Below are 16,752 nucleotides of genomic sequence, written 5' to 3' on the forward strand. Positions count from 1 at the left end.
ACAAACAACGTTACCGCTGCTTTGTCCAGGTCTTTCGTGCCATCATTTTTAATATCATAAAGCACAAAAACAACGTCGTTCACTAAAATCTGCGACCACTGCATTACGCGCACATCTACCAGCAAACCCAGACCGCGGCGGGAATAATCTGTCGTATCAGGATAGTAATTGTAGCGATCGTAACTGTCGTCAGACATGCGGTAAAACATTTCCAAATCGGCGTTGAATTGATTTTTTCCGAAATAGCCGTTCCAGGACCCGGGCCAGCCAGGATCGTTTTCATCTGCTAATTTGTCAGGCCAAAACGGCGGCCAGGTGGCGCGATCGTCTTCCGTCGCCGCCAGCGTGGTCATGGCAATATCGTCAGAATTGGCATTTGCATATTGTGGAACCGGCTCCATTTGCCACGATTTTCCGCCGGGGCTTGTTCTGGAATGTACCGCAGTGATGTGTCGTATCTGACCGTCTTCGTCGCGAACCTCGGCGCCGATCATGAGTCCCGTTTGCGCCAGATAATTTTTTCCGGTATTTTTCGGCCACTCGTACGGGATGCCGTCGCCGGGTTTGGTGCGACCGGTGGTTCCATTATTCCAGACCGTGGTTCGCACCAGATTGCCCGCGATGTCTGTAGTTCGACGATAACTTTTATCGCCGCGTTCCTTGCTCGGCACGTGCTGCGCAAAAACAGTCGCGCCGAACAGAAACATGAATATCAGAAAAATTCCCAACCATTTGCGCATTCTATTTCTCCTGTCTTTTCTATTCTACAAATTTGCCAAATCAAATTCCAACCCGATTTGGATTTCCCGCGGCGCTGAATAAAATTGCGGGTAAACAAGGTATTCTTCCACCGTATTCACGCGAGCCGCATCATCCTGGGAAACGTTTTTCCCTTGCAGCGTATTTCCCGCGCGACCTGTATCGCCAAAAACGTCAACTTCATTCAATCTATCAAATAAATTGTAAACATTGACAAAGAAAATTGCTTTCACATTGCCAAAGGAAATATTCTTGTGCAATTTCAAATCAAATGTGTAAACCGTTGGTTTGCGGCGGCTATTTTTTCTCAAACCTGTGGACAGATTCTGTCCCTGCCGCGACGAGCGGCTGATTTGCGGCGAGTACGGATACCCGGAGCCGTATCGGCCCAACAGCGTCACGCCGCCCCATCGCGTCGCATAAATAAAAGAGGCGTTCAACGTATGCGTTTGATCCCAGTCCAGCGGAATGATCATTTTCGTCGGTTCCGCCAGAGACTGCATGGCGTAAAATTCCTCGTTAGGGTCGGAATTGCTGCCTTCCGCCACCTGGTAAGTGTAATCGACATTCACCGAGTAGCCCGCTGTGGGCCTGAGCGTCATGGAAAGAGTAACACCGCGGACATTGGCGTAATCTTTATTAATGTATTTGGAATAAGACACGCCCGGAATGTACGTTTCAATGGGCACGCTCGTCGTGACCCAGTTTCGAACGTCACGATAAAAACTAGTGACATCAATTTTCAAATTCTCCGCCAACTGTTGCTGCAATCCGATTTCGTACATCACAGTTCGCTGCGGTTTCAAATCAGGATTTCCGTACGGTCCGTGGATATTAGCGCTCTCCGGCACTTTGTAGCCGGGGTTGGCGTAAAGATACACGAAATTTGGAATTTGCAAAAAATGGCCGTACGAAAAATGAATCGTTCCTTTATCAGTGATCGGATAGGCAATTCCCAACCGCGGGCTGAACTGATACTTCGGCGTCGCGTCTTGCCACCAGTACGCTTCGCGTTCAGCGACTGTCTTCAAATTCCCCGGCAGATTTCGCAATGAATCCGGCAGCGTGGGATCGCGGTAAATATTAGCCGGTTTGAACGGATTGAAAATATTCGGATCGGTCGGATCCGATAGAATTTTCGCCCGGGAGTTGAAATAGTCAAAGCGCAAGCCCAGATTCACAATCATGCTTCTATATTCAATTTTATCCTGCACGTACGCGGAAAATTCAATCGGGCGGGTGGTGTAATTGTTGTGCGCCGGATTCTCCGGTCCCAGAATGGCCGTCCGAAACGGCACGACGTCAACGCCCATGGAATCCCTCAATGCCGTGAGCCAGATATCATCGAGATAAAGTTTGTGCAACCGGCCTTCCAACCCAGCCTTCAACTGATGCATTTCATTGAGCTGAATAGTATAGTCGAATTTTCCGACCCAGGTGTTTGTATTGCGCTGAAAATGATGCATATTTGTCCCTTTACTCAAAAATCCGTAGCTGGGCGCAAAAAGAGAATCCGGATGGACATAGCGCGCATCGTGCGGGTCTTTGTAAAGATATTCTTTGAACTGCTTGTAATAGTTGGAAATATTAATCGTGTAAAAAGATCGTTGGCTGAGCGTGTGCGTCAGGAGCGCGGACAAATTGTAGCCGTCGTCAAATTTTTCCACATCGCCGGTGGGATTCCATTTGAAGCCGTGATTGTAATCGCGAAAATTCATTTTGCTTCCCAACGCGCCAATGCTGAGTTTCATTGTCGGCGCCAACCGCGCCGTCACTTTCGCCTGTCCGGATAATTTGTGACGAAAATTCATCGGCACGGGTTTGCCATCACCAGGTTTACCTGATGGCAAATATTTATTCTGTCCGTACAGCCAGCCATCAGTGGAATAGTAGCGCGCCGTGACGAAAAAGTTCAATTTATCTGCAAAAGGAACAGGCCCGTCGAGGCTGGTTTGTAAATTGTAATTCGCAACCGGATTATTGTTTTTAATATCGTAAAAAATTTGATTGTGCTCGCTGACGTAATCGCCGCTGTGGCCGGAAAAATTAACATGATACTTGCTGCCGCCTTCTTTGGTCACGATATTTACGATTCCCGACATCGCCTGCCCGTATTCGGCGTTGAACGTTCCGCTGATCACCTGCAACTCCTGCACCGATTCATTTTCCACCTGCACCGAAATTGCGCCGTCGTAAACATCGGTCACCGAGACGCCGTCCACCCAGTACGCCACTTCCGACGATCTGCCGCCGCGAATGTGGATGCCGCCGTAGCGGTCAACGGTCACGCCCGATTGCAAGGCTAAAACTTCGCTCACTTCCTGCACCGGCAAATTCGCAATCTGATCGGCGTCCACGTGAGCTTCCGCTGAAGTCAGATCTTTGGTCACCAGTGGCCTCTTTGCCGTGACTACTACTTCTTTCCCCAGATCGAGAATTTCAGTGCTCAACTTAAAATTTATCGTCGTTGTCAAGTCGATGGAAACCTTCACGCCGGTAAATGTTGACTTTTGGTAACCAATCATGGAAGCGGACAATGTGTAGCTTCCGGGCGGCACATTCAAAATCACGTAGTAACCGTCCAAACTGCTTGCCGCGCCCATGGTCGTTCCTTCGATAAGCACATTCACACCGGGAAGCGGATCTCCGGTCTGGACGTCGACAACCCGACCAGTTATTTTCCCGGTTGTTCCGGCAAAAAGATATTGGAATGACAATAGTAGTATTCCCAAAATCAGGAACATCTTTCGTTTTAAAATCATAAGGTTTATTCCTCCATGGTAATGGACGAAAATCTTTTCTCACTTTGATGTTTAGAGTTTTAAATCAAAGATCAGCTTTTAAAATCTAACGATTGTGTCAAGTAGATTCGCCTTTATTTCTTCAGAACGAATATAGCTCCCTGCTCAACTCGAAACCCAAAACCTAACAACTTCAATTTTTCAAAGAATCAATAGCAGCAGTAGGGATCGTTCCGGTATTTTTGTCTAATTTATCCAAAATTTCCTGGTAAATTTCCACCAAACCCTGCTCAGTGGAAATCAAATCAGTCAGCACAATGAAAACCGGGCCGACAACTTCTTCCGTGGCCCTATTTTTAAAAAAATCAGAACCGTAAAAAATTTTTGTCAGAGACTGGAATCGGGAGTTGAGCAATTTGTTTTGCTCCTCCATTTCTGAAAATTTCATCGCCAGAGAATAATCAATATCCCGAATAATCCCCAATTCTTTCGCAGTAGTCCAGGCCGTGGAAAGCATCGGCGCAATTTGCAAGCCCTCATTAATTTCTCGCTGCAAATCAGAGTAAATTTTGGCAAACGATTGATTTTTCAGTCGCCTTTTTGATTTTGAAAATAAAATTGCCTTGAGTGAATCGCGATAAGCGATTTGGTTGGCGATTGAGTGTTCCATTCCATCTTTATTTTGCACTATTTCGCTGCGAACCAATGCCAAAGCGCGCGACACAGCGCGGTTCCGATTGTAATTTTGCCGCCATTCATTCACGACCAGCGCCAGAATTACCGCGAAAACGATGGAAAAAATCTCCACTCCAATCCTTTGCCAGCTTTTTCGATTATTTTCACTCATCAATTTTGCTCCACTAACGCTCACTCGGAAAACACTGTCCAACGTAATTTTTCTTTGTCAATCCGAATATTAGCTTGCTGGTGTAATTGTTCAACAAAATTATGCAGGCGAATTCGCCGCCATTTCCAGAGCAATTCAGTGGCAATTTGCTCTTTTGCTTCTTCAAATGTTTTTGGACGCGCCGGTTTTTTTTTAATCATTTGCACGATGGCGTAAAATCCTTCCACCGGAAAGGGTCCGGCAATCTCGCCGGGGTTCAATTGGAAAATGGAATCTGCCAGAGACCCAAATCGCGACCGGGGAGAAAATCCGAGTTCGCCGCCGCGCTCTGCCGCCCATTTGCGAAGCGAATATTTTTTAGACAATCCCGCAAAAGACTCGCCATTGCGGACTTTTTGCAATAATCTTCGCGCCGCACCCTCCTCGCCGACGAGAATTTCCCGCACATTCGCCTGCTCCTGAAAAAAATAGCCGTCCGCATTCTTCTCGTAAGCTTCTTTCAAAGCCTCTGTGGGCACAGTCACGGTGTCCGAAATCACGCGCAGCATTCTGCCGACAATAGCGCCGTCAATGGCGTGGGCAATTTCTTTCTGCAGTTTTTTGTCTTCTTTCACTCCTGATTTTTCAGCCGCTTTTAACAATTCCTGCCGTACGCGCAACCCGACAACGAATTGTTTCAAATCATCTGACGTTTCAATTCGCCGTTGCTGCCGCGGAGAAGTGTGCTTTGCCTGCTCCAGAAAATCCGCCACCGTCCATTTCCCGCCTTTGAAATTTACCAAAGTTTCTTCGGCGACATCTGCGAGAGCCACCGACAACGACCGCTCTTCCGAATCAAGATTTCGCGACGTCCTTTTGTTAAATTCTTTCATTCTGGAAAAAATAAATTGCACTAACTTTTGGTTGAATTCCGGCCTCAAATTTTCTGCCAATTTTTTTCCCAATTTTTGTGCGTACTGAATATTTTTCTCCAGCCGAATTTCTTTTTCCAGTTTAGGTTTCGCCGCAATGAAATCAGATTCGCTGGCAATGGGAATGAAAATTCTGTCTTCCAATTTGATAATGCTGTAACCGTATCTGGTTTTCACCGGACGGGAAATTTCGCCGACTTTCAGGGAAAAAGCCGCCTTCTCAAATGCCGGATCCATTTCTCCTTTTCCGAAATAACCGAGATAACCGCCGTTTTCCGCCAGCGTCGCATCCTGAAAAGTAGCATGAGCAAGTTCAGAAAAATCTTCCCCGTTTTGCAAACGCGCGTACAATTCTTCCGCCTGTTCACGGGTGCGCGCGTACAGATGCCGGGCAGCCACTTTTTGTTTGGAAAGGCGGAATTGTTTGGCAAGTTCCTTCTCGCTCACGGAAACCGTGTCAAAGAACATCTTTTTGCGGTAAGTGTCCAGATAATATTGCGCGCGAATGCTCTCTGCTATCCGCCGAAAATCAGCGTCGCTGTCCCAGCCCCGGCGGTGGAAATCCTGAATCAGAAGCTGCTCGTTGATCATTTGATTGAGCAAATCCTCGCGCGTCTGGAGATTATCTTTGATGCCGGTAATGCGCGAAAAAAAGTTCAGCCGTCTGCCAAAGTCAGCCACAGAGATTACGTCGTTATTGACTTGCGCCAAAGGGACTGATTTTTTATTTTTTGAACAAAAAACAAACGCAGTGATCAGTAAAATTTCGCTGATCAAAAAAAATTTGCTCGCCCTTGGAAAAGAAATACTCTTCATCAATGGTTCTCCTGCGCGAGTCTCGTTTCCATCCCCGGAATCAAAATCACGCCGGACTTGCTGTCCAGAGAAATTTCCAATTGGTCATCCACTCCGATGAATTGATCGCCGGAAATTAAATCCATCCAGTACTTTCCCGGCAAATTCAATCGCACGTGTTGGATTCTTTCGGCATTATTGACGGCAACCACAATTTTTTCAGTTTCTGTAGCGCGTTCAAAAACAAAAATATCTCTGTCGCCATCCGCCAAAATTGTCCGGTAATTTCCCAGCATCAACGCCGAATGTTGTCGGCGAATTTTTATCAGCCCTTGATACCAGCGAAACAAATCTTCGTTGAACACATTTTTATCGCGCGGCCGCTCCAGCCCAAAGGGGTGACTGACTTCGTCCTCGTAAGTCATGTCCTGCCAGAGCATCGGTTTCCGCTCATCCGGATCGCTGGCGCCCCACATACCGGCTTCGTCGCCGTAAAAAATCATCGGCGCGCCGATGTAAGTCATCTGAAAAAGTACGATTAGTTTTTGAATTTTAATTTCATCGGCGTGAGGTTTGCGCACATTGTAATTTTTATTTGACTGCAAAGTATTATTGTGCCCGTAAATTCTGTCCGGATTGACAATCATCGAACCGAGTCGATCCGTGTCGTGGCTATCCATGAGATTTTGCAGCACAAAATTGACCTCAGCCGGGTAGTCTTTCCGAATCTGTTCCAATTCCTGATCAAAAGCCGAAGCGGTTATTTTTTTATTTTTGTTGATGAAAAATTTAGTGACTGCGTTGGCAAACCGGTAATTCATTACCGCGTCAAACATATCGCCCTGAAGCCAGCCCGCGGCATTGAACATTTTCACAGGGAATTTTTCCCACCAAACTTCTCCGCTGAGGTACGCCTGCGGATTAACGGAACGAACGAATTTGCGAAATTTCACCCACGAAGGTCTGGTTACTTTTTCCGCCACATCAAGCCGCCAGCCGTCGATCCCATCGGAGGGATCACCGTCATTGTTCGGATCCATCCAGCGATGAATCGCCGCCCGCATGTAGCGCCAGGCGCCGCGGTCAAATCCGCTTTTGCCCTCGCGGATTTCCGGAAGGCTGCGCACGTTTGCCCAGCACTCATAATCGAACTCGTCTTCCGGCGTATTCGGATCATCCCAGGATTTGACGGTGAACCAATTTTTGTATTTTGATTTTTGCTGATTTTTTTTCAAATCCTCAAACGCGAAAAATTTTACCCCGACATGATTAAAAACGCCGTCGATGATCACTTTAATCCCGCGTTTGTGACATTCATCAATTAATTTGAGAAACAATTTATCCGCCGCCGTCCATTCCCACGTAGAAGGATCATCGGGGATTTCGCGACGCATAATTTTTTTGTCGCCATCCGGTTCAGGACCAAAATTGTCATCAATATGATGGTAACACACAGCATCGTATTTGTGCAAAGACGGCGCTTCGAACAGCGGATTGAAATAAATGGCATTGATGCCCAAATTTTGCAGATAATCCAATTTATTCAAGACACCCTGCAAATCGCCGCCGTAGCGCCGACGCTGAGCATGATAGTAAAATCCCTTTCCGTCCTGCTCCCAGGGCTGCAATTTGTACCAATCGGAAGTCCAGGGAACAATCCGAATTTCCCGATCGTCGCCAAAAGGCCAGGCGCCCTGAATATCTGCCGTGGACGGATCGTTGGACGGATCGCCGTTGCGGAATCTTTCCGGAAAAATCTGATACCAGACCACAGTTTTTGCCCACTGCGGAACCTCGTAATTTATTTCTTTCTTACTGCAAAATGAAAATGACAAAATCAATAATCCAATAATAACTTTTTTCAAATGCATTTCTCCATTCCTCAAGGTGTAGTCCACTTCAGAAGTGGACTACACCTAAAATAGCTCACCTAAATATTTCGTGGTTAAAAAAAATTATTTTTAAAATTTCAACCCAACCGAAAACTGCTGCACATCTTTCAATACCCCGAACTGATGAAACGCATAATTCACTTTGACGCTCAGTCCGCGGACCAGGGGATAGGAAAATCCCACGCCAAGAGACACCCCCTCTTCGGAGTCTTTGGCAAAAAGCGTTTTGTAGCCGCCGCTCAGTGAAAATATTTCGTTGAAAGTGTAAATTGCGCCAAAATTGAGATATTCCACATCATCGTTGGGGTGCAGCGCATCGACGGCAAAAATCAGATTGCTGTTGCCGCGGCCTTTCAACACGTCCATGGACACTCCGACGCGAAACATGAGCGGCAAATCGTAACTTTCCGTCTTCAGTTCCGCATTGATATTTTCGTTATTCCCGGAAATGAGCGGATTGACATCGTACTGAATGAGCAAATCTCTGCCACTCATGCGCATTTTTGTACCAAAGTTGGAAATGGACATGCCGATCTTTAATCCATTGAACTGGGTGGTAAACAGCGTTCCCAGATCGAACGCGATGCCCGTAGCAGAAGAATTGTAAATGTACTCATGGATGTATTTTAAATTAACTCCGATGCGAAAGCGATCCGTCAGCGCGCGAGCGTACGCCAGACCGAAAGCATAGCTGCCTGCGGAAAATTTTTCTCCGTTGCCCATGGGATAGTCGATTGTTGTGCGCTCCATATCGCCCATGCTGAGAAAAGTCGCGTTGACGCCGATCGTTCCGAAACTGAGCGGCATGACCACGCCGGCATAATTAAAGCTGATATCGGCAATCCAGTTGTTGTAGCTAAAAACAGCTTCGTTTTTGTTGAGCAGCGCCATGCCCGCCGGATTCCAGTACATGGCCGTGGCGTCGTCGGCAACGGACACAAAAGCACCGCCCATGCCGACTGCTCTGCCGCCGACATCGATGTTCAAAAAACCCGCCGCCGTCGTGCCTACTTTTGTGACTTGTTCCTGCGCCAGCGCCGCCTGAATCAAGACCATTATTGTCAACATCACGTATCTGAGTTTCATGGATATTCTCCCTTGTAATGTATTTACAAAACTTTGGAGATTTTTAATTCAATTTTTGAAAACTATTTGATCACCGCAAACTTTCCGATCTTCTGCCCCCATTTCCCGGCATCAATATGATAGACATAAACGCCGTAGGAAATGTCGAGATTATCTCTGGTCAGCATGTTCCAGATCTCAGTCCCGTTCCAGATTTGCGGATCGCCCGCGCCAATGTAGGCATCGTGCTCAATAGTGTTGATCAACTGACCGCGCACGTTAAAAATGCGAATCGTACATTTGGGCGGCAGATTAATGAAATGCAACTCTCTGGGGCCATGACCGCTGGAATAGGGATTTAACGGTTCCCAGCTATTGGTCACAATGTACGGATTGGGAACAACACGAATTTTGTCTAAATCTGACTTTGCCTGTTCATCGTCAATTTTTTCCTTGTGCGTGGTAAATTCCAGCGTCATGGAAGAGAGGAATGGTTTGGACAAAATCACGTAAGCTGTGTCCCCGGCTGCCGGAGCCTTGAGCCGGGCGTCGTAAACTGTTTTGAATTCCCAGGTGACGATCAACGAGTCGTTTTCGTCTCTTTCCAGTAAAATTATTAAATCCTGATCGTTGTAATCAGATGAAAAAACTCCGTCATCGCCATGGACTTCCCAAAAAGCGAAATCAATGAATCGGGCAGTTGACATATTGTAAACGCGAAAATTCACCGGCTTTGGCATTAACTCAACGCGCGTAACCTTAAGATATTTCGACGTGTCCATACCTACTTCGCCGAAAATAATCTTGTAATCGGAGGGATACATTGTACCGGTGACAAATCCAACCTTAAAAACTTTGAAACTCATGGTGTACAAACTGTCCCGACTCCAGTGGCTTTTGCTGCGATCAATTTGAATGAATTTGCTGTTGTGTGTCGACAATTGAAAGCCGTCAATGATCGGTTGTTCGTCCAGGGGACTTAACTTCCGCGAACGTTCGATTAATGTATCGATTGTTCCCTCGCTTTCAAAAGTAACGTCGGCGAGAGTCCAGCATTTCGTAGAAAGCGTATCGCCCTCGGCAACGCTTCCCGAACGAACCGAATCTTCAAAAGTAATGCGATAATGATGATTATCTTTCACCATCGCCGGGTCGACAATTTCGTAGGCGAAATATCCGGAAGGTTTCAGCGCAGACACTGCCGCAATCGTGTCAATATCCGCCGCAACAAATCCTGCCGACGGCGATTCGGGCTGCACAATGGCGACATTCCTGCCTTTGGAAATATTCCCGGACGCATCGATGGAAATCTGAATGGCAGATTCAGTGGGAGGAATCTGCTTGTCAGGACTCGGATCGCCGTGGTCGTAAGCAGTAATGGCGTAATAATAAGTGTAGCCATTCTTCACATCCGTGTCCACAAAGCTGTGCTTGAGCCCGGAATTGTTTCCCAGGTAAAATTGCACGCCTTTCACCGGCACCACCTGATAGTCAGTCGTGGAATTGTCCGGATTTCTGTGCGTGTAAGTGAATCCCTGATATTCATTCACTAAATCAAATTGCGCAATCGGCTCCATGAAAGTTTCCGAGCCAAAAGCGTCGGTAATTTGCGTCATATCTTTGAACTGAGTATCGGTGGAACGATAAATGCGATAGCCTTCAAAATCTTTTCCGGTGATCGGATCTTCTGACTCTTCAGCAATAGAATCCCAGTACAACGTCACTTTTCCGTCTCCGGGAACAGCCGTCAGAGTCGGCGCGTAGGGCGCTTTGGCGAAATTGTAATTTTCATTATACGCCTTGCTCACCCACTCTTTGTTGCGATAAATATCGCTGTTTTTGTCGTGTCGCGGGCCATCACCGAAAATCATGGCAATGGAAAATCGTTCCGTCTGTCCGACTTTCAGCGGGAAATAGCCAGAGCCAAATTGAAAATCGGCATCTTTATTTTCAATAACTTCCGCCTTCAAATAGCCGGGCTGCATGTATTTCCAGATTTTGTTATCATCGTAAAGCGGAATGGCATCGAACGGATAAAAAATGTAGAGAGAAGTCAAGCCAATCATGTCAGACTCATCAATGTCAGTTTTGTCGATGTGTGGTTCTCCGGGAAGATCCGTGCCCCTGCCGCTGGTGGGAACGCCGTCTCCTTCGCCGGGATCGCCGGTATTGGCTTTTCCGTCCAGGCCAACATCGTCAGCCAGCGGGTCCCAATCACCGTCGTTGTCGATGCCGTCATCGCGGCGTTCGTCAATCAACGGATTGGATAGACCGGCGCCCAGAATGTAGTCTTTGTACGGCAGGCCAATGTACAAATAGACATGCGTTGTGTCCGGGGGCGTGCCAATGACTGCACCGTTATTTTCATCGATGATGCCGTTCAAATTATTGTCGATATTGTCATCGGGAATTTCGCGAACAGTTTGATTCGGCAAAACAGTGTACGTTTTTCCGTTATGGCGATAAGTAATACCGTCCGCCGGCATCGTTGTTACAGTTCGTTCGTAAGTTTCATAATCAATCAAAACGATCTGTTCGCCGACCTGATAACTTCTCGGGGCAAACATGTCCTCGGAGATTGTGGGACCGGCAAAGGCCAAACCGTCGCCATCGTTGTCAATTCCATCGTAGGGATTGCCCGGGCTTTCCAGAAATGCGTAACCAAGAACGCCGACGGGTCCCCAACCACCACTGCCAATTCCGTCGTAGTCATAGCTGATTGCCAAATCTTCCAACAAATCATATTCCGCAGAATCATCGTTAAAATCGCCCTGCATGGTACGCGTGTTTCCGAGCATATTTCCGATCATCATGCCGAAAATCATTTTCGTGTAATTCGTTGTTCCGATATTTGTAATGTCAAACAGCCAGAAAAGCGCATCTTCAACCAATGCATTCGACCACTGAAATCCGCGCACGGTCGCTCTCAGCCCCAGACCGCGACGAGTCGTATCTGTGCTGTCGGGATAAAACGGATATTCAGCGTCCTGATAATCGTCCATCACGTAAAAGCTCTCCTGATCCGCGTTGAACACATTTTTTCCGAAATAGCCATTCCAAGCAGCCACATTGGGATCGCCGTCTTCGGCGTCATTTCGCCAGCCGGGATCAACCATATCGCCCATTTTGTCAGGCCAAAAAGCAGGCCAGGTCGCTCGATATTGCGGACTGGCGTTGAGGTCGGTCATGGCGACGTCATTGCTGTCGGGATTGGCGTAGCCAGGCAGCGGCATCCAGGTGAACCACTCGCCGTTGGGACCAATCTCGCCGCGTCTGGCGCTGCCGGTTCCTTTCAGCGGACCGTCCGGCGTGATTACGATTGGCTGCCCGTTTGCGCCGAGCGAATCGATGATCGTGCCCACGATTGTACAGGCATCACCCACGTAAATGTGTCCCGAATTTTTAGGCCACTCGCCGCCGAAGTCGTTGGGATTGTCCACTTTCCTGCCAAAAAATCCGGTATTGTAAAAAGTTGTTTTTATTTGATTCCCGGAATGAAGTCCGCTGCGAACTTCGCCAGGATCGCCGTGTGGAGTAATTTGAGCAAAAGCGAGGTAAGGCGTGAATGCCCAGATCGCCATTAAGCCAGTGAGAAAACGTTTCACATATCGCATACGTTACCTCTATTTTCATTAAAAATTAAAAGCCAAACCGAGTTGCACCTGTCTCGGCTCTGTGTACCATTCGGGATGTGTGAAAAATTCTTCCAGAGAGCCCACTCGTTTCGGATCTCCTGAAATCCCCAGCGCGTCCAGGGTGTAATCCGGCGAGCCGGTGTCTGTCCAGACCCAGGTCGCATTGGGCGTATCGAAAATATTGTAAATATTGACAAAAATATTGGCATTGAAATTGGAAATTTTAATGGCATAATTAAAATACATATCAAACGAATATTGATTGGGCAGACGATCGCTATTATCGCGCAGCGCATTGTAAACGCCGCCGCCAGTGACAGTGCCCTTGGGGAAACGAGGCGTGTAAGGCATGCCGCTCCAAAATCTGCCGAGAAATGAAACGCGCCATTTTTGCGTGCCGACGCCGAGAGAGCCGTTCAGTGTGTGCCGGCGATCCCAACTCATGGGAATCAACTGCCGCTGCGGCTCGCGCTGAGCATTTTCAGCAAAATAGGCATCCGCCGGATTGGAATGACTGCCATCGGCAATCATAAATGAGTAATCAACGCTGGCGGAAAAATAATGAGAATAGCGCTTATTCAACGACAGCGTGAAACCGCGCACGTTGGAATAATCTTTATTTTCAAAACGGGAATATTTGACGCTGCCGTAGGTGTCGATGAGCGGGCTGGTTCCCACCCAATCGCGCACGTCACGGTAAAACATGGTCACATCAATTCCCACGTCATCAGCGATTTGCTGCTGCAAGCCAATTTCGTACATGACGGTCTTCTGCGGCCGCAAATCCGCGTTTCCGATGATGCGCGACCCCTCGGCTTCGGTGACTTTAAAATCGGGGCTGGAATAAAGATAATTAAAAAGCGGAATCTGGAAAAAATGACCGTAGGAAAAATGAATCACGCCGCGCGACGTGATCGGATAAGCGATGCCCAGACGCGGACTGACCTTGTATTTTGCTGTTGCGTCTTTGTACCAAAATTTTCTCCGTTCTGCGAGGGGAATAATATTAGACGCATCGTCAAGTTGCGGCTCGGGCAGATCCGGATCATAATATTTGTGCGCAGCAAGCTGCGGCTGAAAAATGTTCGGATCTTTGGGATCAGCCAGAACAACGCCATCGGGCTCGAAATAGTCAAACCGAACCCCAATGTTCACGATCATATCTTTGAGTTCAATTTTATCCTGCAAATACGCGGCAAACTCCAGCGGGCGATGCGTGTATTTATCGTGGTAGGGCGTCGTTACATCCGGAACATAGGGCTGAAAAGGTACAATTTCCGTATTTCCTTTACGCTTCGGCTGGATATTGAACCATTCCAGATTTAGCTCATGCCGCCGCAATTCTATCCCTGCTTTGAATTGGTGCGCTTTATTCCATTGATTCACCAGATCAAATTTCACAATACGATAGCCGGTGCTGCGAAAAAAATGATCCATTTTCGTGCCGGCGCGTTTGAAGCTGTAAGAAACCGGATCGCGCAGAGAATCAGGATGCACGTAGCCGAGCGGGCTATTGGGATCGATGATAAACGTATTTCCGCTCGTATCCGCCGGGTTGGGAATGTAACGCACGGTTTGATAGGGATTTTTGAAAACGTATTGCTGGTAGTCAGTGTAAAAATCTGTAAATTTTAGTTCGTAAAATGTTCTCGGTGAAAGTACGTGATTGAGACTGACGATGTGAGTTCTGCCCGTCTCAAATCGCTCGTAGTCGCCTTCGGGATTGTATTTGAACGAATGGTCGTAATTGCGAAATTTGTTATCGTTCCAGAACAAGCCATAAGTCAATTTCATCATTGACGTCAAGTTGTAACTCACTTTAATTTGAGAAGAAATTTTTCGAAATGGATTGAGAGAAACCCACTCGTCAGTAGAGCGATAGCCTGTGGGGAGATATCGTTTCCTGCCGTAAAACCAACCTTCATTTTTAAAATAGCGTATCATGGAGAAAAAATGTAATTTTGATTTCAGAAAAGGAATCGGGCCGCTCAAATTCCCCTGCAAATTAGCAACGGACAATGGGTTGATGTAATCCAGATGGTCGAAAATATTCGTTCTGTCGGTCACATAATCGCCCATGTAATACCGGATTTCACCGTGATAATCCTTGCCGCCTTCTTTGGTAACGATATTCACGATACCGGACATTGCCTGACCGTATTCCGCATTAAAAGTTCCGCTCACGACCTGCAATTCCTGAATGGACGCATTTTCCACTTGCACGCCCAAATTTCCCGAATAAACGTCCGTGGCAGCGATGCCGTCGATCCAATATGCCACTTCTCCGGAACGACCGCCACGCACGTGGAGTCCGCCCACAGGGTCTTTCACCAGACCGGCTTGCAACTCCAGCACATCGCCCATCTCCTGTACCGGCAGACCTTTGATTTCGTCAGCGCTTACAGCGGAAAGGGATGACGTCATGTCTTTCTGAACAATTTCGCGTTCAGCGACCACAGTCACCTCGCCCCCTAAATCCACAACTTGAGTACGAAGGCTAAAATTCACTGTCGTCGTCAAATCAATAGACACGCGCACTTTTTCCATTCGCTGCGCCTGATAACCGATCATACTCGCCTTTAAAGTGTACGTCCCGGGAGGAATGTTGATGATGACAAAATAGCCTTCCAGATCGCTCGCCGCGCCCATTGTCGTGCCTTCCATAATAATATTGGCACCAGGCAGCGGATCGCCGGTCTCGGCATCTTTCACATAGCCGGTAATCTTCCCGGTAATTCCCGCCATCGCCGCAGTTGTGAAAAACAAAAAACAAACGATAAAAAAGAACTTTCCTGCAATTTTCATGACCTGTCCCTTTCGAAGAAAATTTTATATTTTTTTAAGGACAATCACTAATTAACCGGCTTGTTTCAATTCCGGCCTTGTACCGCAAGTATCTCGAATGATAAGTTTGGGATGGAGCAATTTATGGAACACACCTTTATGCTCCACGCCGTTGTTGATTTTTCCGATGAGATGATCGACAGCAATTTCCCCCATTTCACGCATGGGCTGTTTCATCGTCGTCAATCCAAGATATTCTGATAATTCGATTCCATCAAATCCGATGATTGCAATATCTTTGGGGATTCTCAAACGATTACGTTTTACCTCTTGCATTGCGCCAGCCGCCTGAATGTCAGAAGCGGCAAAAATCGCCGTCGGTCTGTCCTCGGCCAAAGAAAGAATCTGCCGCACTCCTTCTATTCCTGCCTGCTTATTAAAACCATCGTTGTGATAGATTTCAGGATCGGCATCGTCATTCACATGAAAAATCGCTCTTTTATCGGGAATCAAATTATTATCGCCAAGCGCCTGCATGAAACCTTCGAGCCGTGTTTTTGCCGGATTGCTGCGCAAATTGCCATTGATCATACCAATTTTTTTGTGACCTAACTTTATTAGATGCTCAGTTGCCTGAAAAGCACCTTCTTTATTTTCTACACAAATGGAATCCAGCAGCGGATGGTAAGCATCAACAAGGATTATTGGCAATTTAGACTGGACAAACTTTTCCGCCAGAGAATCGTTGATTGCCATCGACGAAAGCAGCACGCCATCCACGCGACGTTCGCGCAGCGCTTTTTTCAGAAATTGATCTTTTCTTTCAATTTGATCCACACTGTACAAAATCAAATCATAGCCGTACTGACTGAGCGCCTGCTGCACGCCATTCAGCATTTCAAAATAAAAATAGCCTGTAAAAAACGGTACAATACAGGCTATGGTGTTCGTCCTTCTGCGTGCCAATCCCTGAGCCATGACCGACGGCTGATATTTTAACTCCTTAATCACCCGCAGCACTTTTTCTCTGGTCTTCGGCGAAATCTGAGGGCTGTCGTTGATCACCCGGGAAACAGTACCAATACCCACGCCGGCTTTTCTGGCAACATCGTAAATAGTAACTCTCATCAAAATTTATTCCCATTTTATGGAAGCGGTTCCAAAGATGTCTATAATATAAAAATTTTTACAAAGATGTCAAGGATTTTTTTACATTTTTGAAAAAAATTTGACGGAGGGGAAAAATTGGGAGAGATCAGTTTGATGGGGAAATGTTTTTTCGATGGCAGGAAAACTTTTATCATGTAATCTGTGCCAAGTCAA

At 47.0% G+C, this 16,752-nt stretch carries 9 protein-coding genes; all 9 read right to left on the reverse strand.

Annotated elements, in window-relative coordinates; genetic code table 11:
• A partial coding sequence (locus GXO74_05770; GenBank protein ID NOZ61169.1) for a hypothetical protein occupies positions 1 to 740 on the reverse strand: 740 nt, incomplete at its 3' end.
• A 24-nt stretch (positions 741 to 764) separates the two neighbouring features.
• Complete coding sequence (locus GXO74_05775; GenBank protein ID NOZ61170.1) at positions 765 to 3,521, reverse strand: TonB-dependent receptor; 2,757 nt, start codon at positions 3,519 to 3,521, stop codon at positions 765 to 767.
• 172 nt (positions 3,522 to 3,693) lie between these two features.
• Positions 3,694 to 4,347, reverse strand: a complete 654-nt coding sequence (locus tag GXO74_05780) for a hypothetical protein (protein NOZ61171.1) — start codon at positions 4,345 to 4,347, stop codon at positions 3,694 to 3,696.
• A 20-nt stretch (positions 4,348 to 4,367) separates the two neighbouring features.
• Positions 4,368 to 6,074: a hypothetical protein gene (locus GXO74_05785; protein ID NOZ61172.1), complete on the reverse strand. Its 1,707-nt coding sequence runs from the start codon at positions 6,072 to 6,074 to the stop codon at positions 4,368 to 4,370.
• On the reverse strand, positions 6,074 to 7,924 hold the full coding sequence (locus tag GXO74_05790; GenBank protein ID NOZ61173.1) for an alpha-amylase: 1,851 nt from the start codon (positions 7,922 to 7,924) through the stop codon (positions 6,074 to 6,076). The genes GXO74_05785 and GXO74_05790 overlap by 1 nt, the downstream gene beginning before the upstream one ends.
• 90 nt (positions 7,925 to 8,014) lie before the next feature.
• Positions 8,015 to 9,031 carry a PorV/PorQ family protein gene (locus GXO74_05795; GenBank protein NOZ61174.1) on the reverse strand — a complete coding sequence of 339 codons (1,017 nt, stop codon included), beginning with the start codon at positions 9,029 to 9,031 and terminating at the stop codon, positions 8,015 to 8,017.
• Between the two features lie 62 nt (positions 9,032 to 9,093).
• Complete coding sequence (locus tag GXO74_05800) at positions 9,094 to 12,624, reverse strand: hypothetical protein (protein ID NOZ61175.1); 3,531 nt, start codon at positions 12,622 to 12,624, stop codon at positions 9,094 to 9,096.
• Between the two features lie 18 nt (positions 12,625 to 12,642).
• On the reverse strand, positions 12,643 to 15,450 hold the full coding sequence (locus tag GXO74_05805) for a TonB-dependent receptor (protein ID NOZ61176.1): 2,808 nt from the start codon (positions 15,448 to 15,450) through the stop codon (positions 12,643 to 12,645).
• A gap of 51 nt (positions 15,451 to 15,501) precedes the next feature.
• Positions 15,502 to 16,557, reverse strand: coding sequence for a LacI family transcriptional regulator (locus GXO74_05810; GenBank protein ID NOZ61177.1), 1,056 nt, complete (start codon positions 16,555 to 16,557; stop codon positions 15,502 to 15,504).
• Between the last annotated feature and the right edge of the window lie 195 nt (positions 16,558 to 16,752).

Source organism: Calditrichota bacterium (genome assembly GCA_013152715.1).
GTDB lineage: Bacteria > Zhuqueibacterota > Zhuqueibacteria > Thermofontimicrobiales > Thermofontimicrobiaceae > 4484-87.